At 53.5% G+C, this 25,950-nt stretch carries 23 protein-coding genes and 1 pseudogene; 21 read left to right on the top strand and 3 right to left on the bottom strand.

What is annotated here, in order from left to right; genetic code table 11:
• Window positions 1–121 precede the first annotated feature (121 nt).
• From NL123_RS15310 to NL123_RS15290, 5 genes are all read left to right on the top strand, one after another.
• The gene (locus NL123_RS15310) at window positions 122–1,642 is read left to right on the top strand and encodes an aldehyde dehydrogenase family protein (protein ID WP_494358196.1); all 1,521 of its coding nucleotides are present in this window, start codon (window positions 122–124) and stop codon (window positions 1,640–1,642) included.
• A 66-nt stretch (window positions 1,643–1,708) separates the two neighbouring features.
• On the top strand, window positions 1,709–2,662 hold the full coding sequence (locus NL123_RS15305; protein WP_092250784.1) for a PDR/VanB family oxidoreductase: 954 nt from the start codon (window positions 1,709–1,711) through the stop codon (window positions 2,660–2,662).
• 225 nt (window positions 2,663–2,887) lie between these two features.
• Window positions 2,888–3,964: a catalase family peroxidase gene (locus tag NL123_RS15300; protein ID WP_494358195.1), complete on the top strand. Its 1,077-nt coding sequence runs from the start codon at window positions 2,888–2,890 to the stop codon at window positions 3,962–3,964.
• Window positions 3,964–4,521, top strand: a complete 558-nt coding sequence (locus NL123_RS15295; RefSeq protein WP_494358194.1) for a cytochrome b — start codon at window positions 3,964–3,966, stop codon at window positions 4,519–4,521. Before NL123_RS15300 ends, NL123_RS15295 begins: the two co-directional genes overlap by 1 nt.
• On the top strand, window positions 4,522–5,463 hold the full coding sequence (locus tag NL123_RS15290; protein ID WP_494358193.1) for a LysR family transcriptional regulator: 942 nt from the start codon (window positions 4,522–4,524) through the stop codon (window positions 5,461–5,463).
• 55 nt (window positions 5,464–5,518) lie between these two features.
• Here NL123_RS15290 and NL123_RS15285 read toward each other — a convergent pair whose 3' ends face one another.
• Window positions 5,519–6,046, bottom strand: a complete 528-nt coding sequence (locus NL123_RS15285) for a flavin reductase (protein ID WP_092250797.1) — start codon at window positions 6,044–6,046, stop codon at window positions 5,519–5,521.
• Window positions 6,047–6,305: 259 nt separating this feature from the next.
• Between NL123_RS15285 and NL123_RS15280 the strand changes: the two genes are divergently transcribed.
• The 7 genes and pseudogenes from NL123_RS15280 to NL123_RS15250 all read left to right on the top strand — a co-directional run bounded on the left by NL123_RS15280 (window position 6,306) and on the right by NL123_RS15250 (window position 14,199).
• Entirely contained in the window at window positions 6,306–7,496 is a 1,191-nt protein-coding gene (locus tag NL123_RS15280; RefSeq protein WP_494358192.1) for an acyl-CoA dehydrogenase family protein, read from the top strand.
• Between the two features lie 324 nt (window positions 7,497–7,820).
• Complete coding sequence (locus NL123_RS15275) at window positions 7,821–9,446, top strand: methyl-accepting chemotaxis protein (RefSeq protein WP_494358191.1); 1,626 nt, start codon at window positions 7,821–7,823, stop codon at window positions 9,444–9,446.
• Between the two features lie 279 nt (window positions 9,447–9,725).
• A pseudogene (locus tag NL123_RS15270) lies at window positions 9,726–9,981 on the top strand (hypothetical protein); the annotation flags it as partial.
• Between the two features lie 73 nt (window positions 9,982–10,054).
• Window positions 10,055–11,275 (top strand): multidrug effflux MFS transporter, encoded by a 1,221-nt coding sequence (locus NL123_RS15265; protein WP_494358190.1) that lies wholly within the window; start codon window positions 10,055–10,057, stop codon window positions 11,273–11,275.
• 17 nt (window positions 11,276–11,292) lie between these two features.
• Window positions 11,293–11,898: a TetR/AcrR family transcriptional regulator gene (locus NL123_RS15260; RefSeq protein ID WP_494358189.1), complete on the top strand. Its 606-nt coding sequence runs from the start codon at window positions 11,293–11,295 to the stop codon at window positions 11,896–11,898.
• Between the two features lie 108 nt (window positions 11,899–12,006).
• On the top strand, window positions 12,007–12,642 hold the full coding sequence (gene gstA, locus NL123_RS15255; protein ID WP_092250812.1) for a glutathione transferase GstA: 636 nt from the start codon (window positions 12,007–12,009) through the stop codon (window positions 12,640–12,642).
• A gap of 360 nt (window positions 12,643–13,002) precedes the next feature.
• Window positions 13,003–14,199, top strand: coding sequence for a multidrug effflux MFS transporter (locus tag NL123_RS15250; protein WP_494358188.1), 1,197 nt, complete (start codon window positions 13,003–13,005; stop codon window positions 14,197–14,199).
• 527 nt (window positions 14,200–14,726) lie between these two features.
• Here the strand turns inward: NL123_RS15250 and NL123_RS15245 are convergent.
• On the bottom strand, window positions 14,727–15,647 hold the full coding sequence (locus NL123_RS15245; RefSeq protein WP_494358187.1) for a SphA family protein: 921 nt from the start codon (window positions 15,645–15,647) through the stop codon (window positions 14,727–14,729).
• A gap of 63 nt (window positions 15,648–15,710) precedes the next feature.
• Window positions 15,711–17,696 carry an amidohydrolase gene (locus NL123_RS15240; RefSeq protein WP_494358186.1) on the bottom strand — a complete coding sequence of 662 codons (1,986 nt, stop codon included), beginning with the start codon at window positions 17,694–17,696 and terminating at the stop codon, window positions 15,711–15,713.
• A 234-nt stretch (window positions 17,697–17,930) separates the two neighbouring features.
• On the opposite strand from NL123_RS15240, the gene NL123_RS15235 reads away from it, so the two are divergent.
• From NL123_RS15235 to NL123_RS15195, 9 genes are all read left to right on the top strand, one after another.
• Window positions 17,931–18,236, top strand: coding sequence for a hypothetical protein (locus NL123_RS15235; RefSeq protein ID WP_494358185.1), 306 nt, complete (start codon window positions 17,931–17,933; stop codon window positions 18,234–18,236).
• 282 nt (window positions 18,237–18,518) lie between these two features.
• Window positions 18,519–19,853, top strand: a complete 1,335-nt coding sequence (locus tag NL123_RS15230) for an MFS transporter (RefSeq protein ID WP_494358184.1) — start codon at window positions 18,519–18,521, stop codon at window positions 19,851–19,853.
• Window positions 19,854–20,303: 450 nt separating this feature from the next.
• A complete protein-coding gene (locus tag NL123_RS15225; RefSeq protein ID WP_494358183.1) occupies window positions 20,304–21,053 on the top strand; it encodes a hypothetical protein in 750 nt (249 codons plus the stop codon).
• A 115-nt stretch (window positions 21,054–21,168) separates the two neighbouring features.
• The gene (locus NL123_RS15220) at window positions 21,169–21,393 is read left to right on the top strand and encodes an AlpA family transcriptional regulator (protein ID WP_494358182.1); all 225 of its coding nucleotides are present in this window, start codon (window positions 21,169–21,171) and stop codon (window positions 21,391–21,393) included.
• Window positions 21,394–21,398: 5 nt separating this feature from the next.
• Window positions 21,399–22,244, top strand: a complete 846-nt coding sequence (locus NL123_RS15215; protein ID WP_494358181.1) for a ParA family protein — start codon at window positions 21,399–21,401, stop codon at window positions 22,242–22,244.
• Between the two features lie 80 nt (window positions 22,245–22,324).
• Entirely contained in the window at window positions 22,325–22,534 is a 210-nt protein-coding gene (locus NL123_RS15210) for a hypothetical protein (protein WP_494358180.1), read from the top strand.
• 14 nt (window positions 22,535–22,548) lie between these two features.
• Window positions 22,549–24,135, top strand: a complete 1,587-nt coding sequence (locus NL123_RS15205) for a ParB family protein (protein ID WP_494358179.1) — start codon at window positions 22,549–22,551, stop codon at window positions 24,133–24,135.
• Window positions 24,132–24,680 carry a DUF2857 domain-containing protein gene (locus NL123_RS15200; protein ID WP_494358178.1) on the top strand — a complete coding sequence of 183 codons (549 nt, stop codon included), beginning with the start codon at window positions 24,132–24,134 and terminating at the stop codon, window positions 24,678–24,680. Before NL123_RS15205 ends, NL123_RS15200 begins: the two co-directional genes overlap by 4 nt.
• Window positions 24,677–25,864: an STY4528 family pathogenicity island replication protein gene (locus NL123_RS15195; protein WP_494358177.1), complete on the top strand. Its 1,188-nt coding sequence runs from the start codon at window positions 24,677–24,679 to the stop codon at window positions 25,862–25,864. Before NL123_RS15200 ends, NL123_RS15195 begins: the two co-directional genes overlap by 4 nt.
• The last annotated feature ends 86 nt before the right edge of the window (window positions 25,865–25,950 follow it).

Genomic DNA, 25,950 nt, shown 5'->3' with positions numbered 1-25,950 from the left:
AGGGCAACAATAGGTACCTCTGCTGTCATTGTCCAACTCTTGACGGTGCGGGATATTAATTTCCATTATATTCCGCTAGTACGATAGCGGCCCCCGAAACAATAACAATGGGCATTCGATCATGACATTGGCAAATAACTACGAACACCTCAGCGCTGGGGCTCAATCCAGGATCGGCAAACGCACTCAAATCTTCATTAATGGTGAGTTCAGGGAACCGCATTCAGAAAAATACTTTTCTATCGCCGATCCTAGTAACGGTCTTGAATTAGGTCAAATCGCACAGGCAGACCAATTTGACGTCGACCTGGCAGTTGCCGCTGCACGCAAGGCATTTGAAGACAGCGCCTGGTCCAGAATGAGACCCTATCAACGTGAAGCTTTGATGCTGCGGCTAGCTGATTTGATTGCGGAAAATGCTCAGGAGCTTTCTGAACTCGAGACGCTCAGCAGTGGCCGCCTTATTCGAAACACTCGCGCATTCGATGCGGACCTGTCGGTTTATACGCTGCGTTATATGGCGGGGTGGTCCACCAAAATCTCTGGAAAAACCCTGGATTTGTCCGTTCCTTACCTTCCGGATCAAAAATTCTTTGGTTTCACAAAACGATCGCCACTGGGTGTCGTAGCAGCAATTACCCCGTGGAACGTGCCGCTTTGCCAAGCGGTCTGGAAATTGGCACCTGTTCTTGCAACGGGGTGCACTGTTGTTCTCAAGCCCGCTGAGCAAACCCCGTTCACTACTTTGCGCCTGGCGGAGCTGTGTAATGAAGCTGGTATTCCACCTGGCGTTGTCAATGTCATTACCGGCCTAGGTCATGAAGTGGGTGCGGCGCTTGTTGAGCACCCTGGCGTGGACAAGATAAGTTTTACAGGCTCGACTGAGACAGGGAAACGAATCGCCGCAATAGCAGCGCCCCTGATGAAAAAATACACGCTTGAGCTCGGCGGAAAGTCACCGGTCGTCATCGCCGAAGATGCCGATCTGAACATCGCTATTCCCGGCGCTGCCTGGGCTATTTTCGGCAATCATGGTCAAAACTGCTGCGCAGGTTCTCGGCTGTACGTCCACGAACGCCACTACGCCGAAGTCACTGCGGGAGTCGCTGAAATCGCACGGACCATCAAAATTGGCCCGGGTCTGGATTTAAGTTCGCAGATGGGCCCACTCGTTCATCACGCCCACCGCGACAAGGTTATGAGCATGATCCACCAGGGCCTTGAGTCCGGTGCAGAATTACTGTGTGGGGGCGAAACGATCAACAGCCCTGGTGCTTATATTCAGCCTACCATTTTGACCGACCTTACAAACAACAGCATCACATCCCAAAAGGAGATTTTTGGGCCGGTGCTAACAGCCTTTTCCTTCAAGGACGACCGTGAGGTTATCCAGCGCGCCAATGCGACCTCATTTGGTTTGGGGGCCAGTATCTGGACCAAAAACGTTGATCGGATCACGACCTTCTTCGGCGGCGTGAAGGCAGGCACTATCTGGATCAATAACCACAATGTGCTGGATCTCAGTCTCCCCTTCGGCGGCATGAAGGATTCAGGCGCAGGTCATGAATTGGGTGAAGAAGGCTTACTCGCCCACACGTCACTCAAGGCCGGTGTTATGCGTGTTTTTGATCAGGCTGAATGAAGATTGGCGAGCTTTTTTAAACCATCAATATGAATTGTCTTCCCGCGTGCGTACAGGTATTACCCGATGAATGAACTCCTAAACGTAGTCGTGCTTAAACGAGTGCTGCAAGGTGATGATGTGGTGGTCATCGAGCTGGCGCGGGCAGACCGCGGCAATTTACCGACCTTTGAAGCCGGCGCCCATATTGATGTGCACCTACCCTCAAATGTGATCCGCCAATATTCGTTGTGCGGCGATCCCGCTGACGCAGGCATTTATCGCCTTGGGGTATTGAGAGATCCTCAATCCAGGGGTGGGTCCATTGCAGTCCATCAGGAGTTGCTTGAAGGCGTAAAGGTAAGCATAAGCCTGCCTCGTAACCATTTCCCGCTGGACTTGAATGCCGAACGTTCAATCCTGCTCGGAGGGGGTATTGGCATCACACCGATGTTGGCCATGGCCTATGCGCTTGAAGCCAGGGGCAAGGCATTCGAAATGCATTATTGCGCACGCTCACGTAGCCGAAGTGCGTTTCTTGAAGAGTTGCAGCTCTCCGGATTTTCCCAAGCCGTCCAGCTGCACTTCGACGATGAACCTGAAAGCAAACTGGACCTCAAACGCGTATTAGGAGGCAGCCAGGAGACGGCTCACATCTATACATGTGGACCGGGAGGTTTTATGAAGTGGGTTATCAATAATGCTCTCGAACTTGGCTACCCTGATGCACACATTCACCGCGAATACTTTCAGGCCGACATTGATACCAATGGGTCTGGTTTTGAAGTTGTGGCGGCGCGCAGCGGTAAAACCGTCAATGTCATGACCGGGCAGACCATTTATCAAGCACTGGCTGAAGTAGGTATTGATATCGAAATATCCTGCGAGCAGGGTGTTTGTGGCACATGCCTCTGTGATGTTTTAGAGGGTGAACCAGACCATCGCGATGTGTATCTCACTGCTGATGAAAAAGCGGCGAACGATACGATATTAGTATGCTGTTCACGATCAAAATCTCCACGGTTGGTGCTGGATATATAACGTCAAAAGCGGTGCATCGCTGGCGTCATTTGCCTTGGGCACAGGGCTTATCATGCGTTGCCGCTCAAGCAAACCCATTGAGCCCACCGGGATTTTTCCTGCCGTATCGGCGGTTCAAATCCCTCTGTCTTACACATGACTACTGCTTTGCGCCGGTTAGTGTTGGCGCTATCCATTCGGCAGTTTCAATCCAGCGCTGCCTGACAACGTGCAGCTGAGAATTTTATGCTTAAGAATAACCTTCAGGGTTTATGGAAATATCGAGTGCCGTTGTTGGGCATATTCAGTATCGCGATAGCTCTTGTGCTGGCTTTCGCCTGGACAGGAGGATTCTTAGGCACCGGCGTTACCACAAAAGAGTTTCTGGGTGATTCCCTGGATAATTTTCCACCAGGCTATCGACGGGCCCACGGTAAGGGTATGTGTTTCAGTGGGACTTTTCATGCGAGCGGCGCGGCCGTCCCTCTGTCGACCTCACGTATTTTTCTACCGGCCAACATTCCCGCTGTCGGGCGTTTTTCAATCGGCACCGTGGACCCGCATGCGGCGGACAATTCGACAGCGACCGTCAGCATGGCACTCATGCTGGTAGGCGACGATAAGTCACAGTGGCGAATGAAGCTCAACAACGAACCCTACTTCGCGACTCGGGATGCAGAGGGTTTCCTGGCGCAGGTCGAAGCCTTTGAACCGGTGGCTGCCACTGGACAACCAGCCCCGGACAAGGTGGCCGCGTTTTTTCAAAAATATCCAGAGGCTCGCAAGTCTGTAGAGCGAGAGGCGAACGCGACTTGGCCGGCCAGTTTTGCAGGAACCGAATATAATTCCATCAACGCCTTCGTACTCATTGCAGCGGATGGAAAACGTCAACCTGTGCGCTGGTCCATGCGCCCTCGTGCGGCTGTAGAGATGTTGAGCAAAGAGACTCATGCGCAAGCCAGTCATGACTTCCTGTTTGATGAAATAACTCAGCGTGTGGGTGTAGCACCCTTGTATTGGGATCTGGTATTCCAACTGGCCGAGGCAGGAGATCCGGTGAACGACCCTTCTCAACCATGGCCGAGCAACCGCAAAGAGGTAATCGCTGGGACGTTAGAGGTCAACCAGGTGGTAGAGCAAATTCATGGGGCATGTCGTGACATTAACTTTGACCCTACGCTTGTACCTTCAGGAATAGCACTTTCAGACGATCCGGTGCTTGCAGCCCGTGCGGGTATTTACTCCCAGTCCTATAACGCCAGATTACGAGAAATCGGTTTTGGTAAAGCCACTGACGCGGTTGGCAAAAAGGAAATCAAATAATGCATACCCAGCAGAAGCACTCCGGTGTGCAAAATTTCAACTTCGCGGCACGGCTTCTCCATTGGCTCATGGCTGTCCTTATCCTGGCTATGCTATTTATAGGCGTAGGCATGATGTCTTCTCTGAGCCTGCGCCCCTGGCTCATTAATCTTCATAGGCCTCTGGGAATCGCCATTCTTCTTTTGGCTATCCTGCGTCTAGGCAATCGGCTTTTAAGCGCCACGCCGCCATTGCCTGCCAGCGTACCGTACTGGCAGGCAATGGCGGCGCATGTTTCGCATCTATTGCTCTACATGCTGATGCTCTGCCTGCCACTGCTCGGTTGGGCGACGCTCTCTGCCGGAAATTGGCCTGTCACCATGTTCGCGGGCTGGAATCTTCCACCCATTGCTCCTGTCAGCTCCGCGCTTTACGCTTGGTTTCGGGCCGCACATGGGTTATTCGCCTGGGTTCTGTTTCTGCTTGTGTTAGGACACCTTTGCGCAGCGCTGATACATGCCTGGATATACCGCGACGGCGTCTTTTCCAGCATCACGCGTAAGGCTCGTGGTAAATAAATGACGCACATCAACATGGCCACGATCGATCTGAATCTTCTCAGGACTTTTGTGGCTATTTGGGAACACCGCAGCCTGACAATCGCGGCCGAACGCCTACACCTCAGCCAGCCCGCCGTCAGTCACGCACTGCGTCGACTACGCGATGTGTTTGACGATCCGCTGTTCGTCCGAACAGCAACGTCGATGGAGCCGACTGACGCAGCTATTCGCCTGCACGGACCCATTGAACATGCGCTGATTATTATTCAAAGCGCATTAATGATGTTTTCGAACTTTGAACCGAAAACAGCGGATCGTACTTTTCGCATCTCCATGTCGGATATGTCGCAACTTTATGTGCTACCGACAGTGATGGAAGTGCTAGCGCGCGAGGCACCGAAAGTACGCCTGGATGTGCGTCAAATGCCTATAGAGCAACTGGCTATGGCATTGCGCAAAGGTGATGTAGATATCGCGATAGGCTATCTAGTGGAACTTGGTGAAGAGTGCATCTACGAAAAATTTCTAGACGACGAATTCATTTGTTTGTTGCGCAACGGCCATCCTTTTCAGGAAGATGAATTGAGCGTTCAGGACATACTCGCCCTGCGCTATGTTGACGTTTCGAGCAATATTACCGGCCATGGCCTAACCGCCGATGCAGCATTCGGAAAGGCCGGCATTGCGCGCGAAATCGCTCTGAAAGTACCTAACTTCACGATCGCCCCGAAAATCGTTGCTAACACTAATCTGGCATTGATTCTGCCGCGTGTCATTGCCATGCAGCTAAACCGCGACCAGCGCTATCGGCTGCTGAGTCTGCCCATCGAATTGCCATCAATCTCGGTGGGACTTTATTGCCATAGCCATTTCCTATCGGATGCCGGGATAAACTGGCTGCGCGGGTTAATCATTAGTCTGTTTGCCTCCGGCAGCCGTACTGGAGTTCACATCAAATGATGCGCGCGAGCATTATTCAAAACCATGTAACCCGCGAATGGGGAACTGCAATTATTCAGGACGCAGGAGTCTGCACGTTGGCGGCTGCAGCCCGCCCCAGACGGTGAAAGTTTCTCCCAAAGTAAATCAGACTCTCGCCCTCTTCACGGACCTGAATTTGGTTAATTTCGACAAATAATACCGAGTGCGATCCGACTTCCTTGATATCTACTATGTTTCCTTCGAGGCTTGCTAGGGCGTCGTTCAACACCGGCAGGCCCGAGGAGCCTGTACGCCAATCCTGGCCGGTAAAACGTTCAGCAGGCGGCAGGTCGGTCATACCAGCAAACTGTCGCGCAACACCCTCCAGATCACCGGTCAGTATATTTACGCACAACGCCCTGTTGCCCAGCAACGCCTCATGAATTGAACTGTTACGGTTGATGCAAACCAATAATGTTGGGGGCGTATCAGTGACCGAACAGACCGCACTCGCAGTTAATCCGAAGCGACCATGGGGTCCATCGGTAGTAATGATATTCACCGCCGCAGACAACAATGACAGCGCTTGCCGAAAATGTTGTTTTGATTGATCGCTAACCATAACCTTCACCTTGTAATTATTGACTGGGTGAATCCATGTTGAGACGGATTGTTCATCCGGTCAAATTCGCTTTACTCATACGCACTATTGACAGTAGGAATAGCCATCGCCCTTAAACGCCCTCCCCTTTAGAGGCGCATGGCACGACAGTTAATTCCCACAGATTATTTAGCTTATTCATATTCCGAATTTGATTTTTTCTTATCAGCCCACGCATTCTAAGCGTGTATGCAATCACCCTAGCAAGAGAACAATAAACATGAACAGCAAAAACAATTTCGATGATCGTGACACACTTGAAGGCGCTCCAATCAGCATCAAGGCGATTTCCCTGGATGATGTGATTGCGGAGATTGCCGAGCGTCGCAGCGAGTTTAACCAACGTTCCCATGTCCCTTTAGACATGATCGAAAAAATGAAAGCAGTGGGTATCTTCCGCGCCAGTACTCCCAAATGTTTCGGTGGCGATGCGCTGCCTCCAGCCGAGTTCCTGCGCATCGTAGAGCGGGTTTCCGAAGCCGACGGTTCGGTCGGTTGGGTGACCGCGTTCGGCTCAGCCAACATCTACCTGGCGGCACTCCCCCCGGCAACCCAAGCGTTGATTTATACCAACGGGCCAGACCAGGTCTATGCTGGCGGCCTTTACCCTCTACAACCTGCCAAAGAGACTGAAAATGGCTGGGAAGTCAGCGGGCACTGGCGGTTTGCTAGTGGGTGCAAAGGTGCCAACTGGATTGGTGTAGGCATCGGTGGCACATCGGCCAACGGTGGAGGACCGACGGCAGGCAAACCGCTGACCGCTGTGTTCCCGGCAAGCGAAGTGCAGATCGTCGACAACTGGAATGTTGTCGGGATGCAAGGGACGGGGAGCCATGACCTCAAATTGCACCAAAAGAACGTCCAACGCGAGTGGACTTTCGTGCGGGGCAGTGCCCCCACAATTGACGAGCCCCTCTATCATTACCCGTCCGTTTCCTACCAGGCGCAAGTTCATGCCGCCGTTAACCTTGGGCTGGGACGCGCAGCACTGGACTTGGTGATCGCAATGTCGGGCAGCACCAAGACTATCACCGGTGCCCCGCGTTTGGGTGATCGCGCTTATTACCGCAGCGAACTGGGTAAGGCAGAGGCGATGCTGCGAAGCGCCCAAGCGTTTTTCTACGAATCCGCCGAAGCTGTATGGGCCTCGCTCATCGCCGGTAATCCGGTGACCCTGCAGCAGACTAACTTATTACGCCTCAGCGCCACCCATGCCGCTCATACCGGAGCGGACGTAGTCATGAAGGCTTATCGACTGGCTGGGACTGCAGCCATCTTCAATGACAACCGTCTGCAATGGATCGTACGCGACTCCATGGTAGTGACACAGCATGCTTTCCTCGGTGAAGCGACGTACGACGGCGCTGGCGCGTTGTTCGCCGGCATCGAACCGACCATCCCCTATCCTTGAGCACCATTATGCACAGCATCTTCTGCCACGCTGCCGCAGCCTCTAGAACTGATTCTGCAAGAGAAATATGCAACCTTGGTAGCGAGTCTCTACCAACTGAACGAAAGTCGCGTCCAGGTCGTTTGGGTTGAAGATTGTCGCCATCGAGCTGCATCGGCCCAACATCAGTCGATGTCTGCAAGTTGGTGAGTGGGCAATATCAGTTTTAATATGCGGCACACAGCTGTATTCGCTCAAGTGTGCCATCAAGCGACCGATAAAAACTTATGCGCTGGACCATCCGCCGCTGCTTGCGGGGAGCACATTCCACGCTCTAGGAAAACCATGACAATAAGAACAATGAACATTGCTCCGCGCGCATTTCTGGGGTTCTCCCTGATAGGCGCGCTCATGCTGATTCTCGGCCTCTTCGCCTTGTCTCAGATGAGCAAGATCCGAGCAGCTGGCGACGACATCGCGATAAATGGCGTCCCTAGCTTTCAGACCCTGAATGCTCTCACTGTGACGGGCGTCCGCATGCGGGTTTTGTTGTATCGGCTGTTGACTGATCGCGAACCGAATACTCAGAACAGGACTATCGAATTACTTGCGGAACAAAACCAACAACTTAACAAGTCGCAGGCAGCATACGCCAAACTGATTTCATCCCCTGTAGAGCAATCCGACTACAACGACTATATGCGGCTGATGGATGAATATCGGAAGATTGAAACGCGCCTTGTTACCCTCAGTCGGGCTGGCGATCTGCAGGAGCTAATGCGCGTGCTGAACGCCGAGTCTGCGGCTAACGCTGAGCAGATAAACGTAGCGTTGGGTAAGCTTACTGACTTTAATAACGGCCAGCTGGCTATCATCAATCAATCCGCTGCTGACCAGTACAGCTCTGCGTTCAACTGGGTTGTTGGCCTCCTCATTATTGCCTCGCTGCTGACCATGCTGTTTGCCTGGCTGCTGACCAAGAGCATCACCCAACCGATAGCGTTGGCACTTGAAGCGGCTGAAACCATCGCCGAAGGTAATCTGACCCGATCGATAAAGGTTGATGGCACTGACGAAGCGGGCCGGTTGCTGCTCGCCATGCAAAAAATGCAGGAGAAACTGCGCGATACCTTGATGCGTATTTCCGGATCCGCAACACAACTGGCTTCCGCTGCCGAGGAGCTGAACGCCGTTACCGATGAAAGCGCCCGTGGCCTTGCGCAGCAGGACAACGAAATAGAACAAGCCGCGACTGCAGTCAACGAAATGACCAGCGCTGTCGAAGAAGTGGCGCGTAACGCAGTGAGCACTTCAGAGGCGTCAAAAAACGCGACGGCGTCAGCAGGCGATGGCCGGGACCTGGTTCACGAAACCGTCAACGCTATCGAACGCATGAGCGGGGATGTGCAAAGCACCGCCGATCTGATTGGTAATCTTGCGGAAGAGTCCCGCGACATCGGTAAGGTTCTGGACGTGATTCGTGGCTTGGCGGATCAGACCAACCTGCTGGCGCTGAACGCAGCTATCGAAGCGGCCCGGGCCGGTGAAGCCGGTCGCGGCTTTGCGGTTGTCGCCGATGAAGTGCGCGCTTTGGCCCATCGCACCCAACAGTCCACCAGCGAAATTGAACGCATGGTTGGCAGCATTCAAGGCGGCACCCAAAAAGCGGTCAGTTCAATGCGTAACAGCACTGACCGTGCTGAATCTACCCTGAACATCGCGAAAGGCGCAGGCTTGGCGCTGGAAACCATCAACACTGCAGTAGTCGAGATCAACGAACGTAACCTGGTCATCGCCGCCGCTGCGGAAGAACAGGCTGCAGTCGCCCGTGAAGTGGACCGCAACTTGGTTAACATCCGGGACCTGTCGACGCAATCTTCCAACGGCGCCGCCCAGACCAGCGCCGCCAGCGGCGAGTTGACCCGCCTGGCGGTTGACCTGAACAGCATGGTGTCGAGGTTTCGCTTGTAAGAGGTATCGGAGGCCATCTGTTGGAGCGAGGCTCGCCCGCGCGTGCGATGAAGAGGTCTGCCTGATATACCAAGGCGCCTAGTTCGCAGGCAAGTCTGGGTCTCACAGAGTTCAATTTGAACCCTGATCCCGCCCACAAAGTTACAGCCATTGGCACTAAGTGTCCCATTGGCCTGTGGGCCAACCGTGGCGCTGGATAACGGCGCCATATGGTCCTCTGTGTTGCCTCCAAATAGCCCCGACTACAACGAGATGGCCACCCTCTCCGCTCCCATCGCTGATGCGCAAGGTGACAGCGTTTGTCGATACATCCAGCGCGCCAGGCTCGAACGCAGCGTGATCGATTTGGCCAACCCGTTTCTGCGCACCGAGTCGCTTACCTCGATCGCTTAAAAATGATGTTTCACAGATTCCGCTCATTTCAGCCGCTTCTGGAAAAAAACACTTTGCACTGAAGCCTAAAACACTTTCGTGCGCATGCCTTGCCCGGAGCGCTGGCAGGTGCTGCCTGGCCACTAAAAAAATAACGGCTTGACCTTGCCTCTCGGTTCTCGTTAACTTCACACCACTTTCCTACCTTCCGGTAGGAAGCCTATCCTGAGTTTGTTATGAAAAAGAGTCATTTCGGCAATCCTCTACTGAAGTTTGCCATTGCCTTGGGCGCCATCGCCGCATTGGGGCCCTCAGCCGTCGATATGTATTTGCCAAGCCTACCCGAAATGGCGGTTGATTATTCGACCAGTGTTGCCAGCATTCAGCTGACGCTCACGGTCTTTTTGTTGGCAATGGGGCTTGGGCAATTGCTGTTCGGGCCGGTAGTCGACGCGTTGGGCCGTCGACGTCCACTGATAGCAGGCTTGTTGCTGTTCAGTTTGAGTGCGCTGGCTGCAGGAGCGGCACCAACCCTTGAGTGGCTACTCCTGGCACGATTTGCCCAAGGGATAGGCAGTGCTTTGACGTTGGTAGTCATCATGAGCATGGTGCGTGACGTCACTCAGGGCGTTCAGGCAGCAAAACTTTTTGGCCTGCTGCTGACCATTCAAGGTGTTGCTCCCATCATCGCCCCGGGGTTGGGTGGTTACATTGAGGCGCATTTCGGATGGCGGGCCGTCATGCTGGTACTGGCTGTTCTCGGTGCGCTGGTGGCGGTGAATTCGATGGCTGTTTTGCCTGAAACACTACCAATGCAAAAGCGCGAGCCATTGAATATGAGACTCGCGATACGCACGTATGCGCGCATCGCAAAAGACGGTCGTTTTCTAAGGCCAGCCTTAGCGCTGTCAGCCGTGTTCTTCTTTCTCTTTGCCTATGTGGGCGGCGCTACATTTGTTTATCAGAAGGAATACGGCCTGCCTGCTGCCCAGTTCGGTACGCTGTTTGGCGCAACCGGCATCGCGATTCTCATAGGGGCCGTTGTGGCTACCAGACTGGTGGGCAAGTACGGTTTGGCCCGCATGGCAACGGCTGGAGCTTTTTGCATCTTTGCAGGTTCTGTCATGGCCTACGGCGCAGCAGTATCTGGTTCTAGTTTGTACTGGCTGGCTGCCGGTGTCGCGATAGCACTGCTTGGATTGGGGATTGCAGAAACCTCACTGATGACGCTGGTGATGTCTTCGCAAACCACTGCCCTGGGTTCAACGGCTGCATTGCTCGGCGCGTTTCAGCTTGGCATCTCGGCCTTCGCCACACCGTTGACCGGTTGGGCGAGCAGCCATGGCGCCATTGCCTGGTGCGCATTCCTGATAGTCTGCGCCGTTATGGTGGGTGCGCTGACCTGGGTCAGTGTGCGCGAAGGCAGGGCCGAGCACATCACCGCGTTAAATCACTGAATTAAAAGGTCATCCCGATGAAAGTGCTGAGCCCTTCGGCAAGCAGAATCTGTGATATCGCTCTGGTGCATTTCGCTGAGCGGGGATACGACGCCTCGTCGCTCAATGAAATCGCTGTCGTGGCAGGTATGCGCAAGCCCTCGTTATACGCGCACTTCAAGAGCAAGGATGATCTGTTCAACGCCGTGCTGAATCTGGCGCTGGCGACGGAGAGGCACTATATCGAAGAGATGTTTGCAAGCGTCCCGGCGAATGATGACGAGCCCGGCAAGCTGTACACGGACAATCTTTCAAACCGCTACGAGTCTTCCGCTGCTCTGCGTTTCCTGCTGCGCACGGCATTCTTTCCGCCTTCGGAGTTAAAGGCATCGGTTACAAGTGGCTTTGAAGCCTATCTGGACCGTCTTCGTGAACGCTTTGGCGCAAGCCTTGAGACCAGGTATTCAGCACTGTCGGCGAACGAGATTTCGATGTTTCAGGATGCTTATATAGCTGTGATCGACAGCCTTCATGTCGAGTTGATTTACTGTAGTGAGGGCACTTACTGTCGGCGTCTTACCGCTTTGTGGCGCATTCTTGGTGATTCGCTGTCTCTGGCTGTGGGGAAGGTGGCACATAAGTAAGTCATCCATGCAAACGGTGCAAAACGTAGCGAGCGAGTCGCTTACATAGCTAACTAGCGTAGGCTTCACATTTTAAAGCACGACAATTAATTCCATGGAGATCACAGAATGAAGCTCTACTACAAGCCTGGCGCCTGCTCCCTTTCGCCACACATCGTTGCAAACGAACTTGGCCTCAATGTCGAATTCATCAAGGTCGACCTCAAAGATCATGTAACAGAACAGGGGAAGAACTTTTACAAGGTCAACCCGCACGGCTACATTCCTGCGCTTGAGCTTGATAACGGTGAAATGCTCTTGGAGGGCGTCGTAATCATTCAATATCTTGCGGACCAGCACCCCGAAATAGGCCTTGCTCCAGCCAACGGAACGTTTGAAAGATACAAGCTTCAGGAAATGCTCGCCTTCCTCTCAACGGAAATCCATAAGGGCTTTATTCCGCTCTTTTATGCTGCTCCGGCAGGAGATTACATTGAGATCGCAAGACCGAAGCTGGAGAAACGCTACGCTTGGATTAATCAGCATCTCTCAGACAAACAGTTTCTTATGGGTGAAAAATTCACGGTCGCTGACACCTACCTGTTTGCGGTGACTGGATGGGCTAAGGCGTCCTGGCTTAAGTCCTACGAGGATACGCCACTTCATCTTGACAGTCTTCATCACCTGCAAGCTTGGTACGAGCGCGTGAAGAGCCGTGAAGCCGTGCAACAGTCCATACTCGAGGAAGGTCTCGACTTGAACTAGCGTCTTCATGCCCGTTGCCAACGGGTAGCCCACTGCAGACAATCGCCGCCAGCAAACACCGAGCTTGTCCAGGTTGGCTACAGGCGTCCAGTGGATTGACGTTTCATAGCAGCGTATGCGTCCGGCCAAGTCATCTACCAGCGCCGGGAGTTGATCGGTATCCAGCTCCATTTCGCTGGATTGGGCACACTCCTGAATGACCTGGACTTTGAAGGAGTTGGAGTAGGAATAGCGTGTTGGCTGCATGAAATACCCGCTTAAAAGGCTAGAACTGGTGTCCATTTAAACTTAAGTGCACACCATGTCTGGGCTTTGCGGGGTTGGGTACCCCCTCTGCTCTGAATATCGTCTGGATGTCTGATGAACCTGCGCACAATCCTTATTCTCGGTGCCTTGAGCGCCTTCGGACCCTTGGCCGTCGACTTTTATCTGCCTGGCTTCCCGGCCATTGCCCTGGCGTTTGGCACTGACGAGAAGCATGTCCAGTTGACCCTGGCGTCATATTTTCTGGGCTTGTCCATCGGTCAACTGGCTTACGGGCCGGTGGCGGATCGCTTCGGCCGACGTATACCGCTGCTGTTCGGGGCTTCGCTGTTCACCCTGGCATCGCTGGCGTGTGCCTTCGCGCCGAATCTGGAATGGCTGATCGGCGCGCGCTTCGTTCAGGCGCTGGGCGGCTGTGCGGGGATGGTGATTGCCCGAGCCATTGTCAGCGACAGGTGCGATACCGTTCAGTCGGCCAAAGTATTCTCGCAATTAATGCTGGTGATGGGCTTGGCGCCGATTCTGGCACCCATGCTCGGCGGCTTGCTGGTCAACCTCTATGGGTGGCAGTCGATCTTTATCAGCCTGACGGCGTTCAGTGCGCTGGTTTCAATAGCCGTGGCGCTGGGCCTGCCGGAAAGCATGCCCGCCACTCATCCTCGCCAGCCTTTATCAGGCGCACTGACGCAGTACCGCCGCTTGTTGGGCGATCGTATTTTTCTGGGCCACACGCTCACTGGCGGGATCGCCATGGCTGGGATGTTTTCTTACATCGCCGGTTCGCCGTTCGTGTTCATCAAGCTGTACGGAGTGCCGCCTGAGCACTATGGCTGGCTGTTCGGTACCAATGCGGCGGGTTTCATTCTGGTCTCGCAGCTCAATGCCCGGTTGGTGGGCAAAAAGGGACCTGCGTTCCTGCTGTCGCGGGTTATCTGGATATACCTCGCTGCTGCACTGGCATTGTTGGCGATTGCCGGTCTGCGCACCGAACAGCTCTGGCCCCTGCTGTTGCCCTTGTTTATCTGCATTGCCTGCCTGGGCTCCATCACCCCCAATGCCTCAGCCTGCGCCATGAACGGGCAATGGGCGCGTTCGGGCAGCGCGTCGGCATTGCTCGGTTGCCTGCAGTTCAGCGTGGCGGCAGCAGCGGTCGCGCTGGTGGGTGTGCTTCACGATGGCACGGCGTTGCCAATGGCGCTGGTCATCAGCTCATGCGGTGCGTTGGCCGTGACGCTTGCAATGCTGACCCGCCGTTTGCAGCACAAACGTGATGTAGCGCTCCCGGGCTCATAGGAGATTACTCGATGCTTCACCGCCGAGTAACAAAACCTGCACCTCCCCCGATGGTCAACCTGTCCTTCAGGGCGATTCGGTGCCCATTGTTCGTTTGCGCGCATCGGCTCCAAACTCAGCGAGTTTCTGGTTCGATGTAACCCACTTGGATGCGGGTCACTATATGCAGCTACCGGCCCTTTGATAACCCTAGCCCTGGCCTAGCCTAGCCTCCATTCATCCGGATGCATAGATAGGTTTGAGGGAGCGCGCCGTGCCGTCGACCAGCACGGTGACTCAGGGACGAAAGTCTTAGGATACGATCTTGGCTTTCAGGTGTGCGGGCAAGCTAAAGACCAGCAATGTTGGACCGAAAGAGTTGGCAACCCAGTTCAGTATTGCTTGAACTTCCAGCGGCCCACGACGACAGATTTTCGGGCGGTCACGCCCCTACCCCCTAGGCTGAACATCTCACTTCCGATCCGGCGTTGACAGCAGCGACTCGATAACCGCGTTGAGCCGCTGCAGGATATCAACGAAGCAGTGGTTTAATTCCCCAAAGGAATAATAATATTCGCCTGAAAAAGCTGACCACTTAGCGCATTGCGAGAAGCAAAGTCACTCAGAATATTTGCATTCACTGCAATCGCACCGAACTGGCGAGTATAACCGATCCCGGCGGCCACCTGCCGCGATCGTCCAAATGTGGTACCACCGTATTCTGATCCATCGTTTCTGTCGCCTGTCATTTGCCACCGACCATAACCAACAAGCCCGATGCTGTGACCACCGAAATCCTTCATGGCTGTCCAATTCAGGAGCAACTCGTTACCCGAAGTGTAGTCGGTGTCTTTGTTCTTACTTTGAGTTGAAAATGTCAGGTCTATTGATAGGTTCCAACCGTCTCGCAGAAAACTGAATGCTTGAGAAAATTGTGTAGCGACAACGTTGGCACCCAAGTTGGGATGATTTCCTCGGGCATCGAAAGAGCCAGTAGGCACGCCAAATGCCAAGGAGCTACTTGTAAAGATTCCTGGAGATAGCATCCAACTAATAGAGATAGGTGTAAGTGTTATATCGGAAATGCCTGTACTCGTGCTTTTCCTAGTCGAGGTTCTTTGTGTGACACTGACTAACGGTATGGTTGTCGCCGCACGGTAGCTACCTCCTAGTAACTCGATGCCAGGGACATAATGAAACTGGAAGCCCGTACCTACGACATCGACGTCGACCGGTAAGTCTTTACCCTTATTGTCTGTCATAGTGCCAAAACTATAGCCATTACGAACGATCAGAAGAAAGCCTTCTGGGGGATTCGCCCCCACTGGATCACCCACTTTACCTCCAACAGGTACCAGCAGTGGTGTACCGATCTCACGGGCCAAAGTAATATTTGGCGCAAGCCCTAAACCTAGAATAACTATGCCGACTGTAACCAGGGGTAGATGATTTACAAATTTCTTCAGCATGGTCCGCCCTCGTTTTTATAGTTATAGTGTGTATTTTCTTGTGAACGGCTTTCGAGCAGAGCCTCACTCAGGCGAAGAAACTCTGTGGGTGACTACTTCTGGAGCGGCATACACGATACGGCCATCGACGATAGTCAAAAGAGCCTTGACTTTCCCTATTTCTTCTGGAAGCACCGATCTAAAATTTCGATCAAAAACAGCAAGATCTGCAACCTTCCCCACTTCAACTGTGCCTTTAATATCTTCCTGGTGATCTTGATAGGCAGCCACTCTGGTATGAGCTGCTAATGCCTGATCAATACTGATTGCGTATTCTGAACCGTTGGGTCGTCCGTCGATTGCCATTCGTGTGACTGCGAACTGCAACCCGGTTTTCCAGTCGGTAGGCACGACAGGGGAGTCCGTCCCCAAAGTCACTAACGTTCCTGAATTAATAAAGGGTTTGACTGCCATGTGTTTAGCACCGTAATAGTCGCCCCAGATTTTGCGGACGGTCGGTGCTGCATAAAAGGAAATAATAGGATTTGTCGACAGACCAATCTGCCACTTCCCCATCTTCACTATATCTTCATCAGAAACGCGGTCAGCATGAATCATATAGTGCCGTAGCGGGTTCAAAGCTGAACCTGCATGCACAGTGCTGTTTTCCTGAGCCGCGCTAATGAGTGCATCGACGGCAATGCGTGCAGACCGGTCTCCCGTGGAATGAAAGGCAATTTGGTAGCCCTGCTTGTCGAGGCCGATAATCGTACGCTTAATCTCGACCGCCTTGCCGTCCTCCGTAGCGCCATCAAATGTCAACGTCCCTTTTACGCCCTTGCAACACGCATAATCATCAAGCGTCGCGGCGGTTTTTGCAGGCGGGACGCCATCCAGCAGGAGTTTTATGCCTCGCAAAGTCAGTAACCCTTCGGTTGTTCCATCACCCTTCGCAGAAAGACCTGGAGGCAGGGTCGCGAGCATGTTGTCAGCCTCCTCCAACGAACTTCCACCCCACAGATGTATGGTGGCACGTGCATTAAGTTCGCCGTCTCGTTGTAGGGCTTGGTACGCTTTGAACTCGTCGGGTGTAAGTCCCGGTTCGGTATAGCTTGTCACACCTTGCGAATTGATCAGCGAAATCGCCGCTTTTATCGCGGATTTACGCTCCTCCAACGTGACCTGCGGCATCTTGCTGTTAATCAGCGTATAACCCTCTACTACGACGCCACTTAGCTCACGCGAACCTTCCACTCGCAGGAAATTTACGCCATTTTCATCCTCGCTATTTTCGTCGAGTCCGGCTAATTTGAGCGCTGCAGTATTTAGCAAAACTTGGTGATGACTCATCTCTGTCAGCATGACAGGATTATTAGGCGAGAGATCATCCAGATCTTTTTTTGTAGGCATTCGCCCCAAGCTTCTCTCCTCCCAACCTGTCCCTCTGATGAGTTTGCCGGGAGGCGATGTTTTGACGGCCTGAGCCAACGCCGCTCTAACTTGTTGGAGCGACATATTTCTTAACAACAGTCCTTGCATGGCCTCGCCGGTAGGCAAGGCATGTAGGTGGGTGTCATTAATTCCTGGGAACACGGTGCCCCCCTTCAGATCGATAAGCTTTGTAGTAGCCCCCGAAAATCTCATGACCTCAGTATTATTTCCTACAAAAACAACTTTATTTCCGCGAATGGCCACTGCATTCGCGACACTGAAGCTGTCGTCAACAACCTCAACAACGCCATGATGAAGAATAATATCTGCGACATCGCTTTTTTGCGCAAAACTACTTTCAGAGAACAGCAAGAGCGGGACAACCGTAAACAACAGGTAAAAATAGTTCTTTATAGCATTCATCTCCAAACTCCTCCGCATATAAAACAGAAAAAAATTGGCTACAAAATTACAGCGCAGTGCTTTACTGCTGGCCCCTCGATCAACTTTTTTAATAAAAACGGCGACAATCACTTCAAAAAAAACAGAACAATTAACTTCGTATAAGCCAAAAAAATTTTTCACTTTCGCCAGTTTTTTATTGCCTATTGGCAGACTTAAAGCAAACCGCTTCGCCAACTATTGCAGCCGTTACGATAACACTCGCCAGGACGGGCTATATTGTCGAAAGTCTGAAAAGTCCGTTCACTCACCATCGTAGGGATGGATTACCTTCACTGCAACTTAGTCATGACTAGCGTTCACTTTCCATAAGTCGCCACAAATCGTACAGAACAACCTGGAGAATATTGAAGGTAAACATCGCACTCCAGCCGAGCCATCGCGGTATCGGGATGTGAAGGGATAGCCCCCATGAGCGATATTTCAACTTCGCTGGGGGTGCTAATGGGAAAAGATACGCTCATGTTCTTGACCTTATTATATGAGGTAGTTATTGCTAGCATTGCTGGCTCGAAAACCTCACCGACTTCCAAAGCGCATTGTTCAGGTTGCACTGTGTATTTGATGCTATGCCCTGCGCCCGCACTTCACTATCCCAAATTGGCAGCATTCAAATCCGAGACCCCAAAACAGGTCAGCCCCACCCCGGATCACGATACCGCCAATACAACAATTCTCGAACACATAACACTTCTTAAACATTTTCTTGTTCGATAATCGAACGTTTTTTATCTAATGCTAACCATTTGTTTTTTAAAAAATTTGGCATAAATGCAGATAAATAATTAAGAACCCATTTACCACAACACTTTTAAAAGGCTTCATAACTTGATTGACTGGCGCCGCACGGTGTCAGGTAGAACGTCTGTCAGCTCATAAAAATAACAAGGGTGTCGTGATGAGTGGCTTCTCAATCGGGTTAAAGTCTTGGCTTGTACCTACCTTTGTGTGCCTTTTTGGCGTTACCTGTACGCAGCCTCGTCTCAGGGGGCAGCGGCTATGACTGTCGCGCTCAAGAACGCGGTAGATGAGCGGTCCATGGCGTCGTTCCAGTGGTTGGCCGTGGGCATCTGCATTGTCATAAACATGATCGATGGCTTCGACGTGCTGGTAATTGCCTTCACGGCTTCCTCGGTGTCTGCCGAATGGGGCCTGAACGGCGCGCAGATCGGGCTGTTATTAAGTGCCGGACTGTTTGGCATGGCGGCAGGCTCTCTATTTATTGCACCCTGGGCGGATCGCTTTGGTCGTCGACCATTGATTCTGTTTTGCCTGCTGCTCTCAGGGGTCGGCATGCTGTTGTCGGCACTGAGCCAGTCGCCATTGCAACTGGCGCTGCTGCGCGGGCTGACCGGCTTGGGAATCGGCGGCATCCTGGCCAGCAGTAACGTGATCGCTAGTGAATACGCCAACAGACGCTGGCGCGGATTGGCGGTGAGCCTGCAATCCACCGGTTATGCCTTGGGTGCGACCTTCGGGGGCCTGCTGTCAGTGTGGCTGTTGACGCACTTTGGTTGGCGTTCTGTATTCATTTTCGGTGGTACCGTGACCCTGGCGGTGATTCCACTGGTGCTGATGTACTTGCCCGAATCGCTGGGTTTTCTGATCGCCCGCCGCCCCGGCAACGCCTTGGCTCGCATCAATCGCCTGGCCGTCCGCCTCGGTCAGCCGGCACTGCACGAACTGCCCGTCGCCCACTCGGCGCCAACTTCAGGCCGCACGCGCTTGGCACAGTTGCTCTCACCGGCGTCACGGCGCACGACCCTACTAATCTGGCTGTTGTTCTTCCTAGTGATGTTCGGCTTCTACTTCGTGATGAGCTGGACGCCGAAGCTGCTGGTTTCGGCAGAGCTATCGGCACAGCAAGGGATCAGCGGCGGTGTGTTGCTGAGCGTCGGTGGTATCTTCGGCGCGGCGTTGATTGGCGCCATGGCCTCGCGCTGGCGACTGACCCGCGTGCTGTCGCTGTTCATGCTGGTTACGGCGGGCCTGCTGGTGCTGTTCGTTGACTCGGCTTCATCGGTATCGATGGCGCTCGGCCTGGGTCTATTGATCGGGTTGTTTTCCAATGGCTGCGTGGCGGGTTTGTACGCGCTGTCGCCAATTGTCTATGACGCTTCGGTACGAGCAACAGGCGTCGGTTGGGGAATAGGTATCGGGCGGATCGGCGCGATTCTTTCGCCGACGGTCGCCGGCCTGTTGCTCGATAGCGGCTGGCAGCCACTGCACCTGTATGGCGTGTTCGCCGTGGTATTCGTCATTGCTGCCACCGTTCTGCTGCTACTACGGCCTGAAGACAAACAGCAACCTGACGCCCAACTCAGCCAGGCTTGACCCTACGCCAAGCCTAGCGAGGGGGCGCTCAGCGAAGTGGGTTCCCATACATGCAGGAATATCCGGACGCCTTGTGCAAAAACATCGAAAATGACGCCACTCAGGCGGGTAAAAGATACTGATGAGTGCCCATCTCGATGGCGAAACTTGGCACTTTCGGCCCAGAGCAGTCGTATTTGAAACCGCCATCAACGTACAAAAATATGAACAGCCTATCGGTCGCGCCTTGGTACATACACATTCGAGTCAGTTGATGTAGGTATCAATCCAGCCACCGGCCAGAGTCACCCAGTTCGTGTGAGAAGTAATATCATCGGAGATACTGGTTACAAAATGGAATGGAATGACCTCACCGATTTGGTCAACGGAAGAAACAGCTGGACTGATTAGCTAGTTCGATCCATAGACAGCCGGTGAGACGTTTCCATTAGGAATGGAGGCCCGCCGCAGATGAGCGTTTATGTTTTCAATCCGAATACGAAAACCTTCTATCGCCCTATTGATGCAGCGTTGCGCTGGTGCAATCTCACTCACTGCGAAGCCCAAATAGTACAGGCGGACTGGTCTCGTCCCGGAAACCTTGAAACCCTCTTTCCCCAATGGCCTAATCTTCACATCGCTTTCGAAAGGATTTTAGACGCCATACGCAATGGAGAATTGCCGTACGGCTGCCTCGGCATTTCTGTTCCTTTGGGAAGCTATGTAGAGCCCTATCAGCTGACGATCCGCCATTCGGACTTACGCCGTTGGATGGAGATCCATTACCCCGACCATAAGCCCAGTTTCTTATTCGAGTCTGGTGAAGATGCGCCTGCAAAGGTCAGTCTAGGAACTTTTCTCTCCTTGAAAGCAGATCGAGATGAGTTATCGAGAGCGTTCAAAGCGCAACAGCAGCGCATTCAAGAAATCTTGGGAGAGCTCCAGTCGATTGGACTCGAAAGAGATGATCTCAAAGCCTTGGCCAAAACGAATGGTCAACTCAGCGAGCGCAGTGAACTGACCTATCACAACATCATTGGGGCATTGGTCAGCCTTCTCTTGGACCATTCGCCCGCCGGAAAACCTCTTTCGGTATTCACGAATCAAGCAGCCATCGTTGATGCCATTGTCGCTCGTCATAAAGATGTGCCCGGCCTGAGCAAGCGTACGCTGGATGAAAAGTTTGCCGTGGCCAATCGTAGCCTCAAGAAAAACAACTGATCCAGTCAATTGCGTTGCAATAGGCTTGATTGCAATGCAATGACTCATCCCGCCTCCTGCGATTCAATCCATGTCACTTCCCAACACGCGCCAATTGGCGCCAGGAGTGACTAGCATGTCCAACCAATCTGTCACCTCAGTTGAAGCACCTCAACCCCAACGCCACATCATGCGACGTGATGAGGTTGAACAAAAAACCGGCTTCAAACGTGCGCACATTTACAACCTGATGAAGGAAGGCAAGTTTCCGCGAGCGAAGCGTATCGGACTGCGCGCAGTCGGCTGGGACTCATTGGAAATCGAGCACTGGATTGCAGAGCGCCTTTCGCGACAGGAGTGAGGGTGATGCACGTGGTCTCGGTGGTTTCCACTAAGGGTGGGGTAGGCAAAACGACAGTAGCGGCCAATCTCGGTGGTCTGTTGGCCGATGCTGGCTTGCGCGTTCTGCTCTTGGATCTAGATAGCCAACCCACCCTCTCCAGTTATTATTCACTGAGCCAGAAAGCTCATGCAGGTGCGTACGAGCTCATTGCACTCAATCTAACAATACCTGAACGAATAATTTCTAGGACTGCCGTCTTCGGTCTCGACCTGATTTTCTCCAACGACGATCAAGGTCGACTGAGCACCTTGTTGCTGCATGCACCTGATGGGCGACTACGCCTGCACAATTTGCTCAACGACCTGTGTCTTAATTATGACCTGCTTTTGATTGATACTCAGGGAGCACGCAGTGTACTGCTGGAGATGGCCATCCTGGCCTCCGATCTTGCCCTCTCTCCCATCACGCCAGAAATGCTCGCTGCCCGCGAAGTGCGCCGTGGCACCTTGAAGCTACTGAGTGAGCTCGAACCGTTTCGCCACCTAGGCATCGACCCACCGCCCTTACGGCTCTTACTGAACCAGGTGAACGTCAATCGAGTGGACACCCGGATGATCATCCGAAGCCTGCGCGAGACTTTCGCAGAGGCTACCAATACCTCCGTGCTAGATACCGTAATCCCCGACCGCGTGGCATATCTCAATGCCGCCTCCCTCGGTTTACCAGTCCACCGAATAGATAAGTGCCCGTCGAGTAAACGCCGACGCTCGCCGTGTGCGTTAGAAATCATGCAAGCGCTGGCCATCGAATTATTTCCTGAATGGCGTGAAGCGATCTCTTCGGTAATGAGGTGTGCGAAGCCTCGATAAAGCAAATCGCCTAATCAGCATTTCTCCGTTTTTTGTTTGATCGACCTTGAAGCCAACAGGGCTTGGTATGGAGTTTTCTAATGTCGGAACAGTTTCCGATTGTTGTTCAGCCTTCCATTCGACCACGCGACGCGGCTTGCGAGGAGTACTTCACCGTGGTTTTTCGTTTGCAAGGGGGGCGCTCGGCCATGGTGTGGTTCCTCGCCGAACTATCCGAACATTTCGAAGGCTCAGGGACTGCCGAAATCGTGAAATTCGAGGTCGGTGACCATTTGCGTAGCCGGCGTTAACCGAGGCGGTTGAGATGAAAAAGCTCAGTCAGGAGGAAATCACCGACAAGCTGCACCAAGACCACTTCATTCAAGGTCTTGGACTGGAGCGACTGGCCGATCCTGTCATCGACACTCCCATGCTAGTTACTCTGGAACAGTTACGCCCCTACGAACACAACCCACGCTTTATCCGTAATCCACTTTATGACGATATCAAGGCATCGATCCGTGAACGCGGGCTGGATCAGCCGCCACCGATTACCCGCCGCCCAGGTGAAACCTCTTTCATCATCCGCAACGGCGGTAATACGCGCCTGACGATTCTCGGCGAGCTGTGGCAGGAAACTCGTGACGAGCGTTTCTTTCGGATTCACTGCCTGTTCCGACCTTGGAGCAATGAAACCAACGCCCTACTCGGCCATTTGGCGGAAAGCGATCTACACGGCCAACTTACGTTCATCGAACGGGCTGTGGCGGTAGCCAAACTCAAAACCATGCTTGAGTCGGATGGTCCAGAGCTATCACAACGGGAGCTGGCTCGACGTCTTGCCGCTGGAGGCTATCCGATTTCGCAGTCGCATATCAGCCGGATGCTGGATACCCTCGAACACTTATTACCCGCCATCCCACAAACTCTGTATGCCGGGCTGGGTAAGCCTCAGATAGAGCGCCTGATTGGTCTACGTAGTCAGGCTGAGCGAACCTGGAACCGTTATCCAATCGCCGCAGTTTCATTTGCAGAGTTCTGGCTAGAGACCATGGGCTACTTCGATGGCGATCCTGGATCCTTTGATCTTGAGCAGATCCAGGACGAATTGCTCGAACGCATGAGCCACTTGCTCGGACAGTCCTACCGTATGCTGGCCCTGGAGCTGAGCGATAGCCAACGGGTCGTCTCCACGCCTGAGGCTGTCACAACTACGCCCTCAGAGAACATCTATCCGCCAAGCGTACATGAAGCCGCAGCAGTACCGCACTCCTCCGACGCTGAATCAACCGAGACCGAGACCGAGAGCAGGATAGACCCAGTTTCAGAAGAGCTGCTCGCAGACCTCCAAACAAATGTTTCACCAGCGGTTAGTCCTCTATCACGCGTTCAACAGATTCGTGAGCAAATCGATCGCGAGATCATTACCGAGGCGAAGCCTTCAGTCGAAACCTGCACAATCGACGATATCTGGACCATCACACCAACGCTGGATACCCCCGAACAACTGCGTTTAGCCATTGCCGGACTGGCCCATGAAATGGCGGCCTATGCCGGAGATACCGAGTGCATCATTGATCAAAAGCTTGGCTTGGGCTTCACCTTGGACATTGAGCGACTTGATCTTTCAGCGCCTCGGTCGACCGGCGTTCACCTAATGCTTCTGGCCCTGTTACGGGCTCAAGACGAGGTGAACTGGGAGGACCGCAAGCAAATACCCTCCGCACTGTTCGGGCAGCTGTTGTTGGGGGTCTATCAACTCCCTCTACCAGATCGACCGGTCACGGATGTGGGGCTGGAGCGACTGCCCGACAATCTGTTAATCAAACTGTTTCGCCTGATCCGCCTGGCCCGGCGTCTAATCGACTTAACGCTCACCTCTGAAGACAACTCAACGAAGGAGCTGAGATGAACCTGTCCTTTAATATGCTCAATCAAGCCATGCTAACCCAGGTACTACACGAACTCCGCCTGGGTAACTTGCAACGCTGCAAGGCCCTTGGACTGAGTGAGGACGACATCTTCTTGCTGCAATCCTTACCGCCGACCACGCTATCCCGCCTGGCCCATGCCACCGTCCCTTGGCTTGAGGTCAAGATTGACTCGCCGGTGCTGCATCGGCTGATCGAACAAGCTGACCGCGATGAACAGAACGAACGGTTGATCAATCGAGCGCTCAAGCTCGGCGCCAGCAGCACCATCATGTACCAGTGCTTTGGTTTGGCGCATTCGGAAACTGCCATGCGCCGGCGTCTACTCAAGTTAGAGACCCGTAAAGGCCGTCCTCAGCATTTGAGCGAAGCGCAGGAACATGCGTTATGGCAGCGTTGGTGCCAAATACAAACAGAAGACGGGACCGAGGATAAACTCGACGCCATGATGATGCTTGCCGAAGAGCAGCAGATCAGTTTGACCATCGTCTGGCAGCAGATCGACCAGTACAGCAACAAGACATGAACGCTGTTCCTTCCAGTCGCTGGCAACGTGTCCTGCAGCAATGCACACAGCAGCTGCATGAGCGCTGGCCAGCACGCCCTACCACTGAACAGCCCTCCAACCAGCCTTTACAAGCGGGCTTTCTGTTCAGCGGCCAATCCCACGACGTCGTGCCACGTCGGCTGCTATTGGATAATCGGCTGACGCCATTGGAGCGAAATGCCTGGCAGGTATTTCGACTCATGCTGCAAGGTCAGGGCGTAGTCACTCCGCGCTATGAAGATTTGCAGCCTTATCTCTCAAGCGTGCCCTACGGTATGTCAGCCTCGCGTGAAACCATTGCTCGCGTGTTGACGATGCTTAGGCTCACTCGCTGGCTCAGTTTGGTGAGCCGCGGTCGCGATCAACTCAGTGGACGGCTACAAGGTTCTTTGTACGTTCTGCACGATGAGCCGTTAACCCCCGCCGAAGCCATGGAGCTGGATCAGGACTACCTAGAACTGGTCGGACATGCCCTCAATCATGCGACGAAGGCCGTGCGAATTGTCGCTCAGCACATTGTGGAGGAGGTCCGACAGGACACGAATATCGATCGGGATCGGTTACCGACTCGGCTCGACAGCTGGGGCGAACAGTGGACGCAACAGGGCTTGGATCAGCCACCCGGTGATGCATTCCACGATTCCGAACGGGGGGAAGATCACCACGTTCGGAATCGTGCAGCCCCTCGTTCGAATTCCGAATCAGGCTTGAACGCTAATGTTTGCAGCACCGTACGGAATCCGAACGCCGCCTGTACTGTATTAAAAGAAAGTAATTGTACAGTACCGCGCGCGACCTCTGCTGTGGATAACCTGCACTGGCCCACTTCGCTGCACCTGAGCCCAAGCGAACGTCAGGCCGTCACCGTGGCGCTGAACAAGCTCAGAACGACGGACCAACAGGCGGTGCTTAACGAAGCGGGGGCGCGCTGTGCGGCCGGTGGTATACGTAAGCCAGCGGCCTATCTGATGGGCTTGGCCCAGCGTGCGCTGAAGGGCGACTTTCGTCCTTGGGCAAGTCAGGCCGAACCATCACCTATCGCAGAGCCGCCCCCACCTGCCCCCCCGCGGCCATCTCGAAAAAAGGGCGAACCTGCTTCAGCCCTCGCCCAAGCGTGTCTGAATGAGCTGCGCCAGCTGCGTAGACGCGGTGGAGCTCAATAGATTTGATGCCAGTGGCATCAAATCCATAGCGTACCGATCTACGAAAATATCGGACCGAACCGTGGAGCGTTTAGGGAAACGCCGGG

The sequence above is a fragment of the Pseudomonas sp. FBCC-B1565 genome (assembly GCF_059133265.1).
Note: the sequence above shows the minus strand (reverse complement) of the source record. Positions and strands in the feature narration are given on the sequence as shown.